We start from the raw sequence: 14712 nt of genomic DNA on the forward strand, positions 1-14712 counted from the left end.
GTACCGCACTATTTATGTGAGAACTTTATCTATGTGAAAACCTTAGTTGAGTGAGCGCTTTAGTCGTTTGTATCCTTGCTTCATTTTAATACTGGTCGCTTTTTCATCGGCCTGCTCTTGATAGCACAGTTGGGTATACAACCTATGTAAGTCATTAATAATACTGTTTGCGGTTGTATTAAGCTGAGCGGCTACTTTTTGTGTGTAGTGGCTTGGACTATCGTTGCCTCGTTTGGTGTTGGTGTGCTTTTCAATTAATGCTAATGACTTAACGTAATAGCGCTGGTATGGCGCAAGTGAGGGCACAAGGGTAACAGGGAAAAAATACACCAGTAAAATGACGCCAATTATGCCAATTAGGCTTAAAAATACTATGGTCATTTTCTTTGTACTGAGCTCCCCGAGCAGCCTTTCTAACATATCGCTTTGTGAATTGGCATCAAAGCCCAAAATCCATTTGCTCCACGTGTAGTCTAACTGCCGCAACCACCCTTGGATCTGGGTAAATAATTCAGCCTGCCCCAAATTACCTAGCAGCCCTTTCTCACGCTGCTCACCAAAATCGAGTAAAGCTTGTTCTAACCCATAAGCTAAACGAGACGGTGCCACCATACTGGTAGGATCGAAGCGAACCCATTGTTCGCCCACCAAAGCTTCAACCCACGCATGGGCGTCATATTGGCGAACTTGGAGTACGTTGTCATTAAGTGCCTCGCCGCCGTGGTAACCTGTAACCATGCGTGCTGGAATGCCAGCTGCGCGGAGGGCGTAGGTCATTGCACCTGCATAGTGAGCGCAAAAACCCGATTTTTCGTCAAACAAAAAAGTGTCAATGGGGTCATCTGGCATAGCACTAGGTTCAAGGGTGTAACGAAACGATTGGTTGGCGAAGTGCTGCATAATGGCTTGCGCAACTTCTTGCGGCGTTTCAAACTTCGCTACAAGGTTTTTTGCCCATGCTTGAGTACGTGGGTTATTCGTCGTTTCAAGTACGAGGTTAAGGTTTCGCTCAAAGCCAGCGATGCTATTTATCACTGGTTGATCTGGCAAATAACGTAAATGAAATACTTTTTTGCTCGCCACGGGGACAGTTGCTCTTAAGGTATGGTCAAACAGTTCGCGTACTTCAACTGCGTTAAGTGCATTGTTGGGCACTGATACTTCTAAACCAAAAAGCCACGTTTGGTGAGTAGGCTCAACAATCATTTCATACGAAATATTATTTTCGCCGTTTTGCGTCTGCATAAGGGTTAACGGCGAAGGTTTATTCATTAAATGGAGTTGTCTTTCCGCCAAGCGCCGTTTATTGCTGATAGACCAGGTTTTCCCATCAAAGTCTTCCATTACCATGGCGCGCCAGTAACGAGTAGCCATCAAAGGGACATCTGACGCCGATTCGAAGGTTGCTGTAAATGCAAGATCGGATGATTTTGCTAAAGAGGCGATATCACCAGGCGTTACTGATTCAGACAGGCCTGTTTGTGATGACTTTGACGTAGGCATTTGCCACAAAGGAGGCAACTGAGGTAAAACCAAGAACAGTAAAAATGCAATTGGCAAGCCCTGCAAAACTAACGTTATGATAAATTTAGTGCTGTGTTTTACCGAAACATTTGGGCCGTGGTATAGGGCGGTTGCTAAAAGCAATAGTATTAGAATGCCCAAATATCCTAACCACGCTAATATACTTAGCGCAGAAATAAAACCGCAGCCAATAAGAAATAAACATGTACAAATAAGTAGATGAAAGTCTCTTTTTTTCTCGACCAACATAAGCTTGAGTGCACAAGCAATGACCAATAAATTGATCATGCTATCAAGTAGTCCTATTGATAGACCAAACCAGGCTAGCGCAAAAACAGCAAGAACCGCCAGCAAATTTACGGTTCGTACTTTGGGTAAGCTATGTGGCTGATTAAGTGCAACAATACGTACTATACAGGCGCATACACCCAGCACTAAAACCCACAGCATCAACGCACTTTTTAGGGTGAAAAGTAGTACGCCATACGCTACACACAACAGTATCATGGGGTTATGAGTAGGTGAGAACGAAAAGGCGTTTAGCACTTTTTTCATGATGCGGCCTTTTTAGCGTGTTTTACTTTTTGGGGTACTGTAGGCGCGGTGTCGGTTATCTTATTTACCGTTGTATCACTTTTAAATGTCAGTTTGTTATCTACAACAGCAAGTGCTTCTAAACATTTTATAAGATGAGATTGACCTGCATCTGGTGCGATCTCTATGCCGCGATAAGATAGTCCATAAACGGCTTGTTGTTTATGCAATGCCAGAACGTGCCACGTTAAAATGGAAACCGCTTCTTCCGTATTAAAACTTGGCGGTATCGTTATTACCTGAATCTGACTGTCCGATGTACTAAATTGCTTCACGACCCAATTGCCGTTCTTGGCAACTTGTTTCCACGCTACCCGATTAAGAGGTTGTCCTAGCTCGTAATCTGTCAACGCGTAGAAGTCATCAGCGCTTGTGTTTGAGCGAGTTGTAGCGTTGTATTCATTACTGTCGTTTAAGCCTAATAAGTTGACGCACCCCTCTATTGGTTTTGGGTAAACCATGCACCACTTGTTGAGGTCTATGTGCGTCCAACATTTATAGAGCCCCAAAGGAAAGTCACAGGCAATAGTCAAGCGTGGTAGCTTATGTCTTCCTCTGCTGCGAATTGAAATAGGGACGCGCAAGGTACCAATGACCTGAGAAGGGTTTTCATATTCATTATCTAGCGCATATTCGATTAACTTCGTGTCAGAGGCGAATTGTTTTTGTTGCCCCTTTCTTACTGGGCTCAACCACGATAGCTTTACAACCCCACTGGCACGTTTGTTTTTATGCGTTGGATGAGTGACTACGTGCAGCACAACTTCGCCTGTTTCATTACAATGAAATCCGTCAATACGCTTCGCTTTGAACGCAAGCCTTGCGAAGTTTTGGTGACTGAAGAAGAGTGTTAACAGCATGATGGCCAACATTAAATAACACAGGATTAACATGAGGTTATTTTGATAATTGGTGCCAAGTAAAAATAGGCAACATGCCATTATGATAAATGACCAACCAAAACCAGTAGGTAGGACGAATATGGTGTCCAATGTCATATGCACAGTGTCATTGGCTGGTATCCGAGTGTCCAACCACCGCAACCAACGTTCTCTATAACGCTGTGTTAACCAGTGTAAAATAGTGCTTTTTAACACAAGACGTTCTCTATCAATGAAATGGTATTGTTTGTCGGTCCTTAAGCTGCAAGGGGGTCAACGCTGTCTAGCAATTGTTGGCTCAACGCTTCACCCGTGGCATGTTGGTTTTGCATTGTACTGGCGCTTTGATGAGGATCTGAAGCTGTCAATCGATGTGCAGTGATGGCGATGAATACCGCTTGAACGTCTTCAGGTGTAACAAAATCTCTTGCGTTAATAAATGCCCAAGCGCGCGCACCCTGTAAAAGAGCGCGACTGGCTCGTGGCGAGAGAGGGTTGGGGTAAGTTCCACTGTTTCTACTCTCGCTGACCAAACTCAAAATATAGTGAATTACAGCTTCACTTGTGTGTACTTTACTAACAGCGTTTTGCATATCCAGCAAAGCATGCTCAGATATGATTTGTGGAAGCTGTGCATTCATGTCCTTTTGCAGCAGCATGGCCTTTTCAGCTTCCCACGCAGGATAGCCAAGCGAAATACGCATAAAAAAGCGGTCAAGCTGTGATTCAGGAAGTGGATAGGTACCAGACTGGTAGCTGGGGTTTTGTGTGGCAATGACAAAAAAGGGGGAGGGTAAAGCATGGGTTACCCCATCGATACTGACTTGTCGCTCTTCCATGGCCTCAAGTAGTGCACTTTGAGTTTTAGGGCTCGCTCTGTTTAATTCGTCAGCTAACACTACTTGACTAAATATAGGGCCATGACGAAAGCTGAATTGTTTATCGTTGTCGCTTTCGTGGCTATGGAAAATGTTGACGCCTAGCATGTCCGAAGGGAGTAGGTCAGAGGTAAATTGTATACGAGAATAGTGAAGGCCAAACACTTGTGAGAGTGCGTGAGACAAAGTCGTTTTACCCATGCCAGGTAAATCTTCAATTAATAAATGACCATTAGCAAGCAGGCATGCAACGGCAAGTTGCAATTGGTGCGGTTTGCCAATGATTTTTTCGCCAAGTGCACTTTGTATCTTTAAAATGTCAGGCCGCATAACTGTTCACTATGTTTTTGTTTCTCGGTTCGATTACTACACATACATATAGCGCATAACGTGTCGAATGCGAGCTATCTCAAAAGGTTCATATCACTTGATACTAGCAAGTCGTGTAAATGGCTTTCTTTTTTGCATCTATACAAAGGTATGTCTGACACTACCTTCGATTTTATGCGCTTTTGGTTGAAAGGGAGATCAGGCGTGCGCAATGCCATCATTTAGCATTAAAAAACACCAAAACAACAGAGATTAAGTGCTGCGTAGTCTATCGGTGTTGTCTATAATGGTGGCTCTTAAAAAGGAAGTAGTTATGAAAAGCATTGAGATAGATGACGATTTATATGCCTTCATCGCCAGCCAGACTAAGCATATTGGTGAAAGTGCATCACAAATTTTAAGACGCCTACTGTTACCTGAAGATGGTGCAGCGTCTAATGTAAATACGGCCGAGTCAGCAACAACAATTCAAACGAAAAGCACAGCTGCTGAAAAAGTAAGCGCGGCGCCAGAAAGTGGCCTAGCGCAAGAAAGTAACAAAGCCGTAGAGAGTGCTTCTTTAAATGAGACTGCTGCTAAACAGCCAATCGGGACTAACAGTAGCGCCGCCACCGAGGTAAAGGCAACTAAACCTGCGCTCAAGTCGAAAGCAAAAGCGACGGCTAAGAAACCGATTGCAAAGAAACCATCAACGGCCCGTGCAACGGTTACTAACAAGAAACCGGTTATGGCAACAAATGATGTTCAGACAACAGAACTGCATGACAAGCGCGACATCCTCGATACCGTCTCAAAAGATGCGTTGGGAACATTTACCAAGCGTGTTGACCAATTTCTGTTCGTTTTAAGTGCAGCGCACAAGCTTAATGCAGACTCTTTCTCGAAAGTGGAGAGTATAAAAGGCAAAAACCGTACGTATTTTGCGACAACTAAAGCCGCGCTATTGGAAAATGGTAGCAGCACTAACCCGAAGGCTATTCCAGATAGCCCATACTGGGTTGTGACTAACAACAATACGGCAAAGAAAACGAATATGCTGGAACAGGTTTTGCGTAACTTAGGTTATCGACCTGATGTAGTAGAAACAGTAGTAGCGCGTTTTTCTTCTGAAGGTAAATAAATCAGACTTCTAAAATAAGGATTTTTTCATGGCATTACATCCGCAAGCGGGTCAGAGCGCGGCGAAAGAGCAACTGATTAATGTAGCGCAATTAGTCAGTCAGTATTACAGTTTTAAACCTGACATCAGTGATCCGGGACAAGCCGTATCTTTTGGTACTTCGGGTCACAGAGGGACTGCGTCAAATTATACGTTTACTGATATGCACATTAGTGCGATTTGCCAAGCGCTTGTAGAGTATCGCCAACAGGAAGGGATTACAGGCCCGTTGTTTGTTGGAAAGGATACGCATGCCTTGTCTGAACCTGCCATGATAACTGCCATAGAAGTACTTTGTGCAAATGGTGTAGATGTTGTCATTCAGCGCAGTGACAATGAAAGCATGGGTTATACGCCAACGCCTGTTATTTCGCGTACTATTATTCGTCATAATCGAAACAGCGACATTAAAGCAGATGGTGTTGTCATCACACCATCACATAACCCACCATCAGACGGCGGCTTTAAATACAATCCTCCGCATGGTGGTCCAGCTGATAGCGATGTTACCAAGCAAATCCAAGACCGTGCGAATGCGCTAATTGCAGAAGGTAATGCAGCGGTCAAACGCGTAGACATTCGTCAAGCAACAGAACGAGGTTTAGTGCGTGAAGAAGACTTCATGGTGCCCTACATCGACGACTTAGCAAACGTTATCGATATGGATGCCATTGCAAAGGCGAACTTGACGTTAGGCACAGATCCTCTTGGTGGTGCTGGGGTAGGCTACTGGTCAGTCATTGCAAAAAAATACGGCTTAAATATTACAGTAGTTAATGATGCAGTAGACCCTCAGTTTGGTTTTATGCGTCGCGACAAAGACGGTAAATTGCGCATGGATTGTTCATCGGCCTATGCGATGGCAGGCCTAATTGAGCTAAAGGACAATTTTGACTTAGCGTGGGGTAACGACCCAGACTTTGACCGTCACGGTATTGTGTGCAAAAGCGCAGGTTTGATGAACCCGAACCATTATCTTGCGGTAGCAATTAACTACTTATATACGCATCGTCCACAGTGGCCTACGAACTTAAAGATAGGTAAAACGCTTGTATCGAGCAGTATGATAGACCGAGTAGCCAAAAGCTTAGATAAATCACTTGCGGAAATGCCTGTAGGTTTTAAGTGGTTTGTTGAAGGGTTGTCAACCAGCACAATTGGCTTTGCTGGTGAAGAAAGTGCAGGTGGTATATTCCTTGAACGCGACGGTAGTACATGGGCTACCGATAAAGATGGTTTTATCTTGTGTTTATTGGCTGCTGAGATTCTTGCAGTAACGGGGAAAGATCCCGGTGAGCATTATCAAGCGCTAACAGAACAGTTTGACGCGCCAGTATACAACCGTGTGGATGTTGCAGCTACGCTTGAACAAAAGCAAAAACTTTCAGCAATGGACGCGTCGGTAGTGACCAGTGATACGTTAGCGGGTGAATCTATTACGGCAGTTCAAACTCACGCGCCGGGCAATAATGCGGCTATCGGTGGAGTAAAAGTATCTACTGACAATGGGTGGTTCGCGGCACGTCCTTCAGGTACCGAACAAATTTATAAAATCTACGCTGAGAGCTTTAAAGGTGAAAGTCACTTACAAGAGCTTATTGGTGAAGCTGAATTGCTTGTAGGAAAAATTATCAAATAAGCACAAAAAATAATCTTCTTTAAAATTCATTTGTAAATATAATGTTAAAAACCGCATGAATGCATACGAATTCATGCGGTTTTTTGTTATTTTAACAAAATGTTTACAACATAATCGTTTAAGTACTGCTATATTGCTGTCATATTCTTAAGATATTCTGTAATTAAATTACGTTTTTCCGGTGGAAAGACTCCCATTAATTAAGAGTGAGACGCAAAATGAACGCAAAAGCGACCAAGACGCAACCCTCTCCAGCTATCGACAAGGCAGCATTTAAAGCTGCTGTTATCAAGCATCTGCACTGCACACTAGGCACCGACGAAAATAAAGCAAACAATCACGCTTGGTGGAAAGCTACCTGTGCCGCCATTCAAGAACAAGTACTAGAAGGCCTTCGTAAGACACAGAAGAGTCATTATTTAAACGACACTCGTGCCGTGCATTATTTTTCTGCTGAGTTCTTGATGGGGCGTTTACTTTCAAACAACCTTCAAAATTTCGGTTTATTTGATGTCGCAAGTGGCGCATTGAAAGAACTAGGTGTGGAAATTTCAGATATTCTAGAAGAAGAGCCTGATATGGCGCTAGGTAATGGTGGCCTTGGGCGCCTTGCTGCTTGCTTTATCGACTCACTTGCTACTATGGAATTGCCAGCCATTGGGTATGGTATTCACTACGAACATGGCTTGTTCCGTCAGGAAATAAAGAGTGGTGCTCAAATCGAGCGTCCAGACAGCTGGCGTGATTATGGCAACCCATGGGAAATTTGCCGCCCTGAATCAATTCAAGAAGTATCGCTTTACGGCTACGTTGAAACTAAGTACGGCGAGAATGGCCGAGTGCTTAAAGAGTGGCACCCAGGTTCTATTGTAAAAGGCGTACCGTGGGATATTCCAGTAGTAGGTTACGAAGGTAAAACCGTAAACGTATTGCGTTTGTGGCAGTCAGAAGCGTCTGACTACTTTAACTGGGATGTATTTAATGCGGGTGGTTATGTTGACGCTCAACGTGAAAACGTATCGGCAGAAACAATTTCTAAAGTCCTTTATCCGAACGATGAAACCGAAGCGGGTAAAGAGCTGCGTCTTATTCAGCAATACTTCTTCTGTTCTTGTTCACTTAAAGACATTATTCGTCGTTATAAGCGTGCACACGGAGATGATTGGAGCCGTTTTGCTGATCAGGTAGTCATTCAGCTAAACGATACTCACCCTGCCATTGCGGTTCCAGAGTTAATGCGTATTCTTGTTGACCGCGCAGAGCTAGGTTGGGATGAAGCATGGGCTATCAGCACTAAAGTGTTTGCTTATACCAACCATACATTATTGCCAGAAGCACTAGAAAAATGGCCTGCACGAATGATTGAGAAAATCTTACCTCGTCATTTGGAGATCATTTACGAAATCAATCATCGCTTTATGGCTGAAGTTGATAAGAAATGGCCTGGTGATAATGCGATGAAAGCGAAGCTTTCTATCATTGAAGAAGGCAACGAGAAGATGGTTCGCATGGGCCACTTATCTGTAATTGGTTCTTTTGCCGTAAACGGTGTTGCAGAAATGCACTCTCGCTTGGTTAAATCGTCACTATTCCCTGAGTTTGACGAGCTATACCCAGGCAAACTAACAAACGTGACAAACGGTATCACGCCACGTCGCTGGTTGAAGGCATGTAACCCTGCGCTGTCTAAGCTCATCGATAAGAAAATTGGTGATGACTGGCCTAAAGATCTTGATAAGCTGCAAGGTCTTGCAAAGTTTGCTAATAACAAAACGTTCCAGAAGCAATTCATGAAAGTGAAGCTAGAGAACAAAGAATTGTTAGCGGAAGAAATTCGCAAGTCGCTTGATTTAGAGGTAGACGTTAACGCCATATTTGATGTTCAAATTAAGCGTCTTCACGAGTACAAGCGTCAGCATCTTGCTCTTTTACACATTATGGCGCTGTATCGTCGTATTCTTGAAAACCCAGACTATGACATGCACCCTCGTGTATTCGTATTTGGCGCGAAAGCGGCACCTGGCTATAAACTAGCTAAAGATATTATCTATGCGATTAATAAAATAGCAGATAAGATCAACAACGACCCGCGTGTGAACAACAAGATTAAAGTTGCGTTCTTGCCGAACTACCGCGTTTCTCTTGCTGAGAAGATGATTCCTGCGGCGGATGTGTCTGAGCAAATCAGTACTGCGGGTAAAGAAGCATCGGGCACCGGTAACATGAAGCTAGCGCTTAACGGTGCGGTGACAATCGGTACACTAGATGGTGCTAACGTTGAAATTGCTGAAGAAGTAGGCGACGACAACATCTTTATTTTTGGTCTAACAGTAGAAGAAGTCAACGAGCTTAAAGCAAACGGCTACAATCCTTATGACTACTACTACAAAGATGCAGAAATTAAAGCGGTTCTCGACTGGCTAGAAACTGACTACTTTACACCAGGTAAGCCAGGCGCATTAGTGTCTATTAAGCAAAGTCTTCTGGATAATGGTGACCCGTACATGGTGCTTGCGGATTTCCGCGCATACTCTGACGCACAAATTGCCGTAGATGCCGCATATCGTGATAAAGAGCGTTGGGCTGAAATGGCCATCATCAACACGGCGAAAATGGGCAAGTTCACCTCTGACCGTTCAATTCGAGATTACGTTGAACGCGTATGGAAACTTTCACCTTGTAAGATTGAAAGCTAGAGAAATACGATAAAAACCAAAAGCCCAGCGATGTAAGTATCTCTGGGCTTTTTTTGTTTGCCCTGTGCAAAAAAGGCTTAATCGTTCAATCTAGCTTAAAGTTGAATGTATTTTTCCTCATTAATGAGAGTATAGTTACTCAATCATCTTTTTATGTCAGTGTGCGCTACTCAAAAAGGTGTTGATAAGAATAATAGGGTATGCAAAATCATACTTTGCCGTCGTTGCACCTCTCTATGCACCATGGTTTTATATAAGAAGTTGTTTATTCGTACCTAGCAGCGATAACGCTGAAGGAAAACATAATGAGCCAAGTACATACATCGCTGGCAACTATTCCCAACCGATATGCATTTATCGATAGCATTTCACGAGAGGCTTCTCAAAGTCACTCGTTATCATTAATGCTCGTGGATGTGGTTCGTTTTTCAGATGTGACAACAAGTCTTGGCATTCACATTGGCGATCGTTTTCTGCTTGAAATCGCAAACAGAATTCAGGGCTTATTTGGTTCTCAAGTTGCGTTAGGCCGCATAAGCGGTGATATTTTTGGCATCGTATTCCCAAACGAAAATAATGAAATAGTAATGCGCGAAATGTTCGAGCGCTTAGTCGAACATTTCAAGTCACCTATGCATTATGAAGACACAGCATTTATTGCCGACTTCAATGTGGGCGTGGTCTGCACAAGTAAGCACAGTCCTAAACAGTTTGATATCACTACCTTTGTGTCTAGAGCTGAAACCGCGCTGAAGCAAGCCAAAGAAAACAAATACGAAAACTACTTTGCACTGTCTACATTTGATAAAACAGACACAGGAAGAAGCCTAGCTTTAAAAGCCGATCTTAAGCGGGCCATTGCGAATAATGAACTAGAACTCTACTTTCAACCAAAAGTGGATTTAAACACCTTAACTATAGTAGGTGGAGAGTGTCTTTTACGGTGGAATCATCCGCTTGATGGTGTGCTGTTCCCCGGACCGCTTATTGAGGCAGCTGAGTCTTATAATATGATGAATGAGCTTGGCTATTGGACGCTCGAGCAAGCTTTTAGGGCGCTTAATGAATTTGACGCACTAAAGCTTCCTTTGTCATTGTCAGTGAATATTTCGCCAACACAGCTCTACGATAGTCAATTAATTCCGACCCTTGTAACGTTAAGTGAAACCTATTCGATGCCCCTTAACCGTATTGAACTGGAATTGACAGAAGACGTTGCATTATCAAATTCATTAATGGTTAAAAAGCAACTTGATCAACTGCGAAGTTTGGGTATCGCTATTTCTGTCGACGATTTCGGAAAAGGCTATTCGAATTTAGCTTATATTCGTGATTTGGATTTAGACGCTATTAAAATAGATAAATCGTTTGTGATGGAGTTAGAAGCGCATCCGGTAAACCGCGCGATTATTGAGGCTGCAAAGGTTATTGGGAAAGCAAAAGAGTGCGCTGTGGTCGCTGAAGGTGTAGAAACCTTAGAGCAGTTACATATCTTACGCGAAGTTGGCGTTACAGAAGGGCAGGGGTACTTGTTCTCTCGCGCTGTACCTCTTAAGCACTTCATTGCGTTGACTCAACGAGAAATCATTGTTGGGGTTTCTCCCCGTCGGGCTTTGGCTTAGTAAGGTCATTTACACTTCACCCACAATATTAATGTCCATCAGATGATTTTGTGCGGCGCTATCGTTACACTATAGCCATTCACGATTAGACTGGTTATGACATGCAACAACTTATTGATAGCGGCGACTTTTTATCATTATCGCGTCGCTCCCCAGAACGCTTTGACGACCCTATACATTTCACACTCAATAACGGTACACAAGTAAGCGTAAGCGCGCCCGGTATCATTAGCTTTTTTCCTCAGTCTATTGCCACACCAAAAAAACAAATTGTTTTATCTTGCGGCGTGCACGGTAATGAAACCGCTCCTATTGAGATTTGCGATGAATTAGTAATGCGAATTCTCAAAAGTGAGCTAACACTTTCGCACAACGTGCTGTTCCTGTTTGGTAATTTACCAGCAATGGATATTGCACAGCGATTTGTTGAAGAGAACATGAACCGTTTATTTAGTGGCGCTCATTCAGAAGGTGAAGGATTGGTTAATCAGGAACGCGTTAGAGCTAAAGCCCTCGAAGACGCTGTTGCAACATTTTTTGAAAAGAATGAAGGACCGCGTTATCACTACGATTTACACACGGCCATACGTGCATCTAAGAATGAAAAATTTGCAGTTTATCCTTATTTGCACGAACGCAAACACAGTAAAGGGCAACTTGCATTTTTGGCAGCGTGCGGTGTTAAGACTATCTTGCTTTCTGAAAGCGCAACAACGACGTTTAGTTATTTTTCATCATACCAATTCAACGCCCATGCATTTACGGTTGAATTAGGCAAAGTGCGACCATTTGGTGAGAATGATATGACCCGTTTTGAGGATGCGAAACAGGCCATTACGTCGCTCATTACCCAAGATGATTTTGCACCTGATGTGGACGTGGCCGAATTAGATATCTATCGAGTGAATCAAGTCATCAACAAACATTACGACGACTTTACCCTTCATTTTGATGATGATACGCCTAACTTTATGGATTATGCCAAAGGGACAGTGTTGGCTAGCGAGAAGGGGAAAGACTATATTGCAGAGCATGAAGGCGAAGCGATAGTGTTTCCTAATGCCAACGTAGCAATTGGACAACGCGCGCTGCTAACGGTAGTACCAACAACTCTGGAAGACCTCGATGTTTGAGTTAGATAGCCGTTTACACAATGATACATTTTTTGTCTGTGATCTTACGTTGTGTCGTGTACTGTTGATGAACGATAGTCAGTTTCCCTGGCTTATTCTTGTGCCTAGAAAAAATGACATAGCGGAAATTATCGATTTAACTGAGCACGAGCAAATATTGCTACTTCAAGAGTCGGCAACGGTTTCAAAGGTTTTGCAAGCGGTTTTCACACCTTTTAAGTTAAATGTAGCAGCATTAGGGAATGTGGTTAGACAGCTTCATGTTCATCATGTTGCGCGATTTGAAGGTGATATGGCATGGCCAAAGCCAGTGTGGGGTAACCAAGCTGCAATTCCTTATAAAGAAGAGAGTGCGAAATTGCTAATTGCGCAGATAAAACAGCATCTTGAAATAGAAAATGCAAAGTAAGGTTGTGACTGATTGCGACAACATTAATTAAAAAAGGAGTTACACATGATTGTTTCTACAACCCCGACATTAGAGGGACATAAGATTGAGGCATACTATGGCATCGTGGTTGGCGAAGCGGTGATGGGAGCCAATGTTTTTAAGGACCTTTTTGCCTCAATAAGAGATATCGTAGGTGGGCGTTCTGGATCTTATGAAGAGGAACTAACCACAGCGCGTAAATTAGCATTTACTGAACTGGAGCACGAAGCGCGGAGCATGGGCGCAAATGCCGTAGTAGGTATCGATTTAGACTATCAAGTTATCGGCGACAAAGGCAGTATGCTAATGGTAAGCATAAGTGGTACTGCTGTTAAAACGACGCCGCTTTAAGCCAAGTTCCTTTCCTAGGGCATAGCACGACTATACCTTTTTTATTTAGTCTACCTTTTCGAGTGGACAAGCACCTATGCGCTTTTGTACTAATAGGTCCAATAAAAAAAAAGCGTTGAAATATTCACCTCTATTATTGGGCTTATGGTCTACTTTTTCGACGGAAATGTAGACAGTGGTTTATACTCAAGCGAAGGGAGGCGACACTATGGATAAAAATAAATTCGATGCTCATGGAGAGGTTAAGGCTAGGTTTAACAGAAGCCAACATATTCTCTATATCGACTTGAAAGGGCCTTTTAATTTAGAGTTTATGCACAAATACGAAGTGGTTGTTGGTGCACAAAGAGCAAAGGTTGATGTGCCTTGTTGGGGTAGTGTGGTTAACGTAAATGGTTTAGCATTAGCTCCCATGGCCGCAACGAATAGCGGTCAGCTTATAGTTGATAAGGCGGTTGCTCAGGGCCTCGTTGCGACAGCCATAGTTTTTCACGAAGCAGAAGGGGCTGAGTTACAAAGAAAATTCTGGTCTCGCGTTTACGAGACATCGTCATTGCCCTTTGCGTTTTTTCCTACTACAAAAGAAGCCACTGACTGGTTGTCTGAAAAAATTCTCAGCTGTTTGCAAACAAAGAGACTCGATCATTCGATGAGAGTAAATTAATGAATTTAGCCTTGCCCCAAAGTAAACGTTATTCATTGTAAAGTGTATGCAATTTCCGTATAACTAATTGAATATAAAAACTAAGGGATTAAAAGGAATAAGCATGCTAAAAACAATGTTTAAAAGGAAAACACAAGCAACCAAGTTCAGAGGTGTATTACTGGCTACCGTAGCAACAGCTGCTGTAGTGACGGCGTCTACCGCTTTGGTACTCACAAGTAACCCTGCTAGCGCGGCTGATAGTGTGAATGCAGCTGAAGCTAATACGGCATCAGTAATAAAGCGTGCGCTACCTAAGTACCCTAAATATGCGGTTAAAAATGGCATCGAGGGCTCAGTGTTAGTTAACTTTAGTATTGAAAGCGACGGCAACGTTTCTGACATCGAAGTTGTTGCTTCAGATCATGATGGCCTGTTTGATGCGACCGCAATTTTAGGCGTTCAAAAATGGCTCTACACAAAACCTGCTCATAAAATTCGCAATAACTATGTTGCCATTGAGTTCGCACTCACCGACAATCCAAAAACATCACAATTTAGCAATGTAGAAAAAATTCAGGTTCGAGCAGACTAAAAAGGTAAGGGGGTTCACTTACCAATCATCTTCATCGTCAAAACCATTTTTCTTCTTATCTTGGCTGCGGTGTGCTGAACTGTCAGCCTCTTCATTATCAGAGTCAAATGGTTTTGAAGGTGTTGGGAACTTAAATTTCGCGCTGTATTTAAGCAGTGTGATGTTACCCACCACTACACCTAGTACCAACACAATAATCACTAATAGCCAGGTTAAATCCATTGTGTTTACCCTTTT

The 14712-nt window shown here is 43.1% G+C and carries 13 protein-coding genes; 9 read left to right on the top strand and 4 right to left on the bottom strand.

Annotated features, from left to right (window positions below; all coding sequences use genetic code 11):
* Window positions 1-42: 42 nt before the first annotated feature.
* The 3 genes from JN178_RS07540 to JN178_RS07550 form a co-directional block, all read right to left on the bottom strand.
* Window positions 43-2079, bottom strand: a complete 2037-nt coding sequence (locus tag JN178_RS07540; protein WP_202264939.1) for a transglutaminase family protein — start codon at window positions 2077-2079, stop codon at window positions 43-45.
* A complete protein-coding gene (locus JN178_RS07545; protein ID WP_232369719.1) occupies window positions 2076-2978 on the bottom strand; it encodes a DUF58 domain-containing protein in 903 nt (300 codons plus the stop codon). The genes JN178_RS07540 and JN178_RS07545 overlap by 4 nt, the downstream gene beginning before the upstream one ends.
* A gap of 278 nt (window positions 2979-3256) precedes the next feature.
* A complete protein-coding gene (locus JN178_RS07550; protein WP_202264941.1) occupies window positions 3257-4207 on the bottom strand; it encodes an AAA family ATPase in 951 nt (316 codons plus the stop codon).
* Window positions 4208-4520: 313 nt separating this feature from the next.
* On the opposite strand from JN178_RS07550, the gene JN178_RS07555 reads away from it, so the two are divergent.
* The 9 genes from JN178_RS07555 to JN178_RS07595 all read left to right on the top strand — a co-directional run bounded on the left by JN178_RS07555 (window position 4521) and on the right by JN178_RS07595 (window position 14475).
* On the top strand, window positions 4521-5327 hold the full coding sequence (locus JN178_RS07555; protein WP_202264943.1) for a SeqA protein: 807 nt from the start codon (window positions 4521-4523) through the stop codon (window positions 5325-5327).
* 28 nt (window positions 5328-5355) lie between these two features.
* A complete protein-coding gene (pgm, locus tag JN178_RS07560; RefSeq protein WP_202264945.1) occupies window positions 5356-7005 on the top strand; it encodes a phosphoglucomutase (alpha-D-glucose-1,6-bisphosphate-dependent) in 1650 nt (549 codons plus the stop codon).
* Between the two features lie 218 nt (window positions 7006-7223).
* On the top strand, window positions 7224-9701 hold the full coding sequence (locus JN178_RS07565; RefSeq protein WP_202264947.1) for a glycogen/starch/alpha-glucan phosphorylase: 2478 nt from the start codon (window positions 7224-7226) through the stop codon (window positions 9699-9701).
* Between the two features lie 305 nt (window positions 9702-10006).
* Window positions 10007-11323: a putative bifunctional diguanylate cyclase/phosphodiesterase gene (locus tag JN178_RS07570; protein ID WP_202264949.1), complete on the top strand. Its 1317-nt coding sequence runs from the start codon at window positions 10007-10009 to the stop codon at window positions 11321-11323.
* A 101-nt stretch (window positions 11324-11424) separates the two neighbouring features.
* The gene (astE, locus tag JN178_RS07575; RefSeq protein ID WP_202264951.1) at window positions 11425-12456 is read left to right on the top strand and encodes a succinylglutamate desuccinylase; all 1032 of its coding nucleotides are present in this window, start codon (window positions 11425-11427) and stop codon (window positions 12454-12456) included.
* On the top strand, window positions 12449-12865 hold the full coding sequence (locus tag JN178_RS07580; protein ID WP_202264953.1) for an HIT domain-containing protein: 417 nt from the start codon (window positions 12449-12451) through the stop codon (window positions 12863-12865). The genes astE and JN178_RS07580 overlap by 8 nt, the downstream gene beginning before the upstream one ends.
* Before the next feature lie 45 nt (window positions 12866-12910).
* Window positions 12911-13237: a heavy metal-binding domain-containing protein gene (locus JN178_RS07585; RefSeq protein WP_014949040.1), complete on the top strand. Its 327-nt coding sequence runs from the start codon at window positions 12911-12913 to the stop codon at window positions 13235-13237.
* 208 nt (window positions 13238-13445) lie between these two features.
* The gene (locus JN178_RS07590) at window positions 13446-13901 is read left to right on the top strand and encodes a hypothetical protein (RefSeq protein ID WP_202264955.1); all 456 of its coding nucleotides are present in this window, start codon (window positions 13446-13448) and stop codon (window positions 13899-13901) included.
* A gap of 103 nt (window positions 13902-14004) precedes the next feature.
* The gene (locus JN178_RS07595; protein ID WP_202264957.1) at window positions 14005-14475 is read left to right on the top strand and encodes an energy transducer TonB; all 471 of its coding nucleotides are present in this window, start codon (window positions 14005-14007) and stop codon (window positions 14473-14475) included.
* An 18-nt stretch (window positions 14476-14493) separates the two neighbouring features.
* Here the strand turns inward: JN178_RS07595 and JN178_RS07600 are convergent, their stop codons facing one another.
* Window positions 14494-14697 carry a DUF2897 family protein gene (locus JN178_RS07600; RefSeq protein WP_159625286.1) on the bottom strand — a complete coding sequence of 68 codons (204 nt, stop codon included), beginning with the start codon at window positions 14695-14697 and terminating at the stop codon, window positions 14494-14496.
* Between the last annotated feature and the right edge of the window lie 15 nt (window positions 14698-14712).

Source organism: Alteromonas sp. KC3 (genome assembly GCF_016756315.1).
Lineage (GTDB): Bacteria > Pseudomonadota > Gammaproteobacteria > Enterobacterales > Alteromonadaceae > Alteromonas.

What these genes read in the sequence shown, in the direction of transcription:
- JN178_RS07600 (WP_159625286.1), bottom strand. Translation starts at nt 14,697, where the DNA reads ATGGATTTAACCTGGCTATTAGTGATTATTGTGTTGGTACTAGGTGTA.
- JN178_RS07555 (WP_202264943.1), top strand. Translation starts at nt 4,521, where the DNA reads ATGAAAAGCATTGAGATAGATGACGATTTATATGCCTTCATCGCCAGC.
- JN178_RS07595 (WP_202264957.1), top strand. Translation starts at nt 14,005, where the DNA reads ATGCTAAAAACAATGTTTAAAAGGAAAACACAAGCAACCAAGTTCAGA.
- JN178_RS07570 (WP_202264949.1), top strand. Translation starts at nt 10,007, where the DNA reads ATGAGCCAAGTACATACATCGCTGGCAACTATTCCCAACCGATATGCA.
- JN178_RS07585 (WP_014949040.1), top strand. Translation starts at nt 12,911, where the DNA reads ATGATTGTTTCTACAACCCCGACATTAGAGGGACATAAGATTGAGGCA.
- JN178_RS07540 (WP_202264939.1), bottom strand. Translation starts at nt 2,079, where the DNA reads ATGAAAAAAGTGCTAAACGCCTTTTCGTTCTCACCTACTCATAACCCC.
- JN178_RS07565 (WP_202264947.1), top strand. Translation starts at nt 7,224, where the DNA reads ATGAACGCAAAAGCGACCAAGACGCAACCCTCTCCAGCTATCGACAAG.
- astE (WP_202264951.1), top strand. Translation starts at nt 11,425, where the DNA reads ATGCAACAACTTATTGATAGCGGCGACTTTTTATCATTATCGCGTCGC.
- JN178_RS07590 (WP_202264955.1), top strand. Translation starts at nt 13,446, where the DNA reads ATGGATAAAAATAAATTCGATGCTCATGGAGAGGTTAAGGCTAGGTTT.
- pgm (WP_202264945.1), top strand. Translation starts at nt 5,356, where the DNA reads ATGGCATTACATCCGCAAGCGGGTCAGAGCGCGGCGAAAGAGCAACTG.
- JN178_RS07580 (WP_202264953.1), top strand. Translation starts at nt 12,449, where the DNA reads ATGTTTGAGTTAGATAGCCGTTTACACAATGATACATTTTTTGTCTGT.
- JN178_RS07545 (WP_232369719.1), bottom strand. Translation starts at nt 2,978, where the DNA reads ATGCTGTTAACACTCTTCTTCAGTCACCAAAACTTCGCAAGGCTTGCG.
- JN178_RS07550 (WP_202264941.1), bottom strand. Translation starts at nt 4,207, where the DNA reads ATGCGGCCTGACATTTTAAAGATACAAAGTGCACTTGGCGAAAAAATC.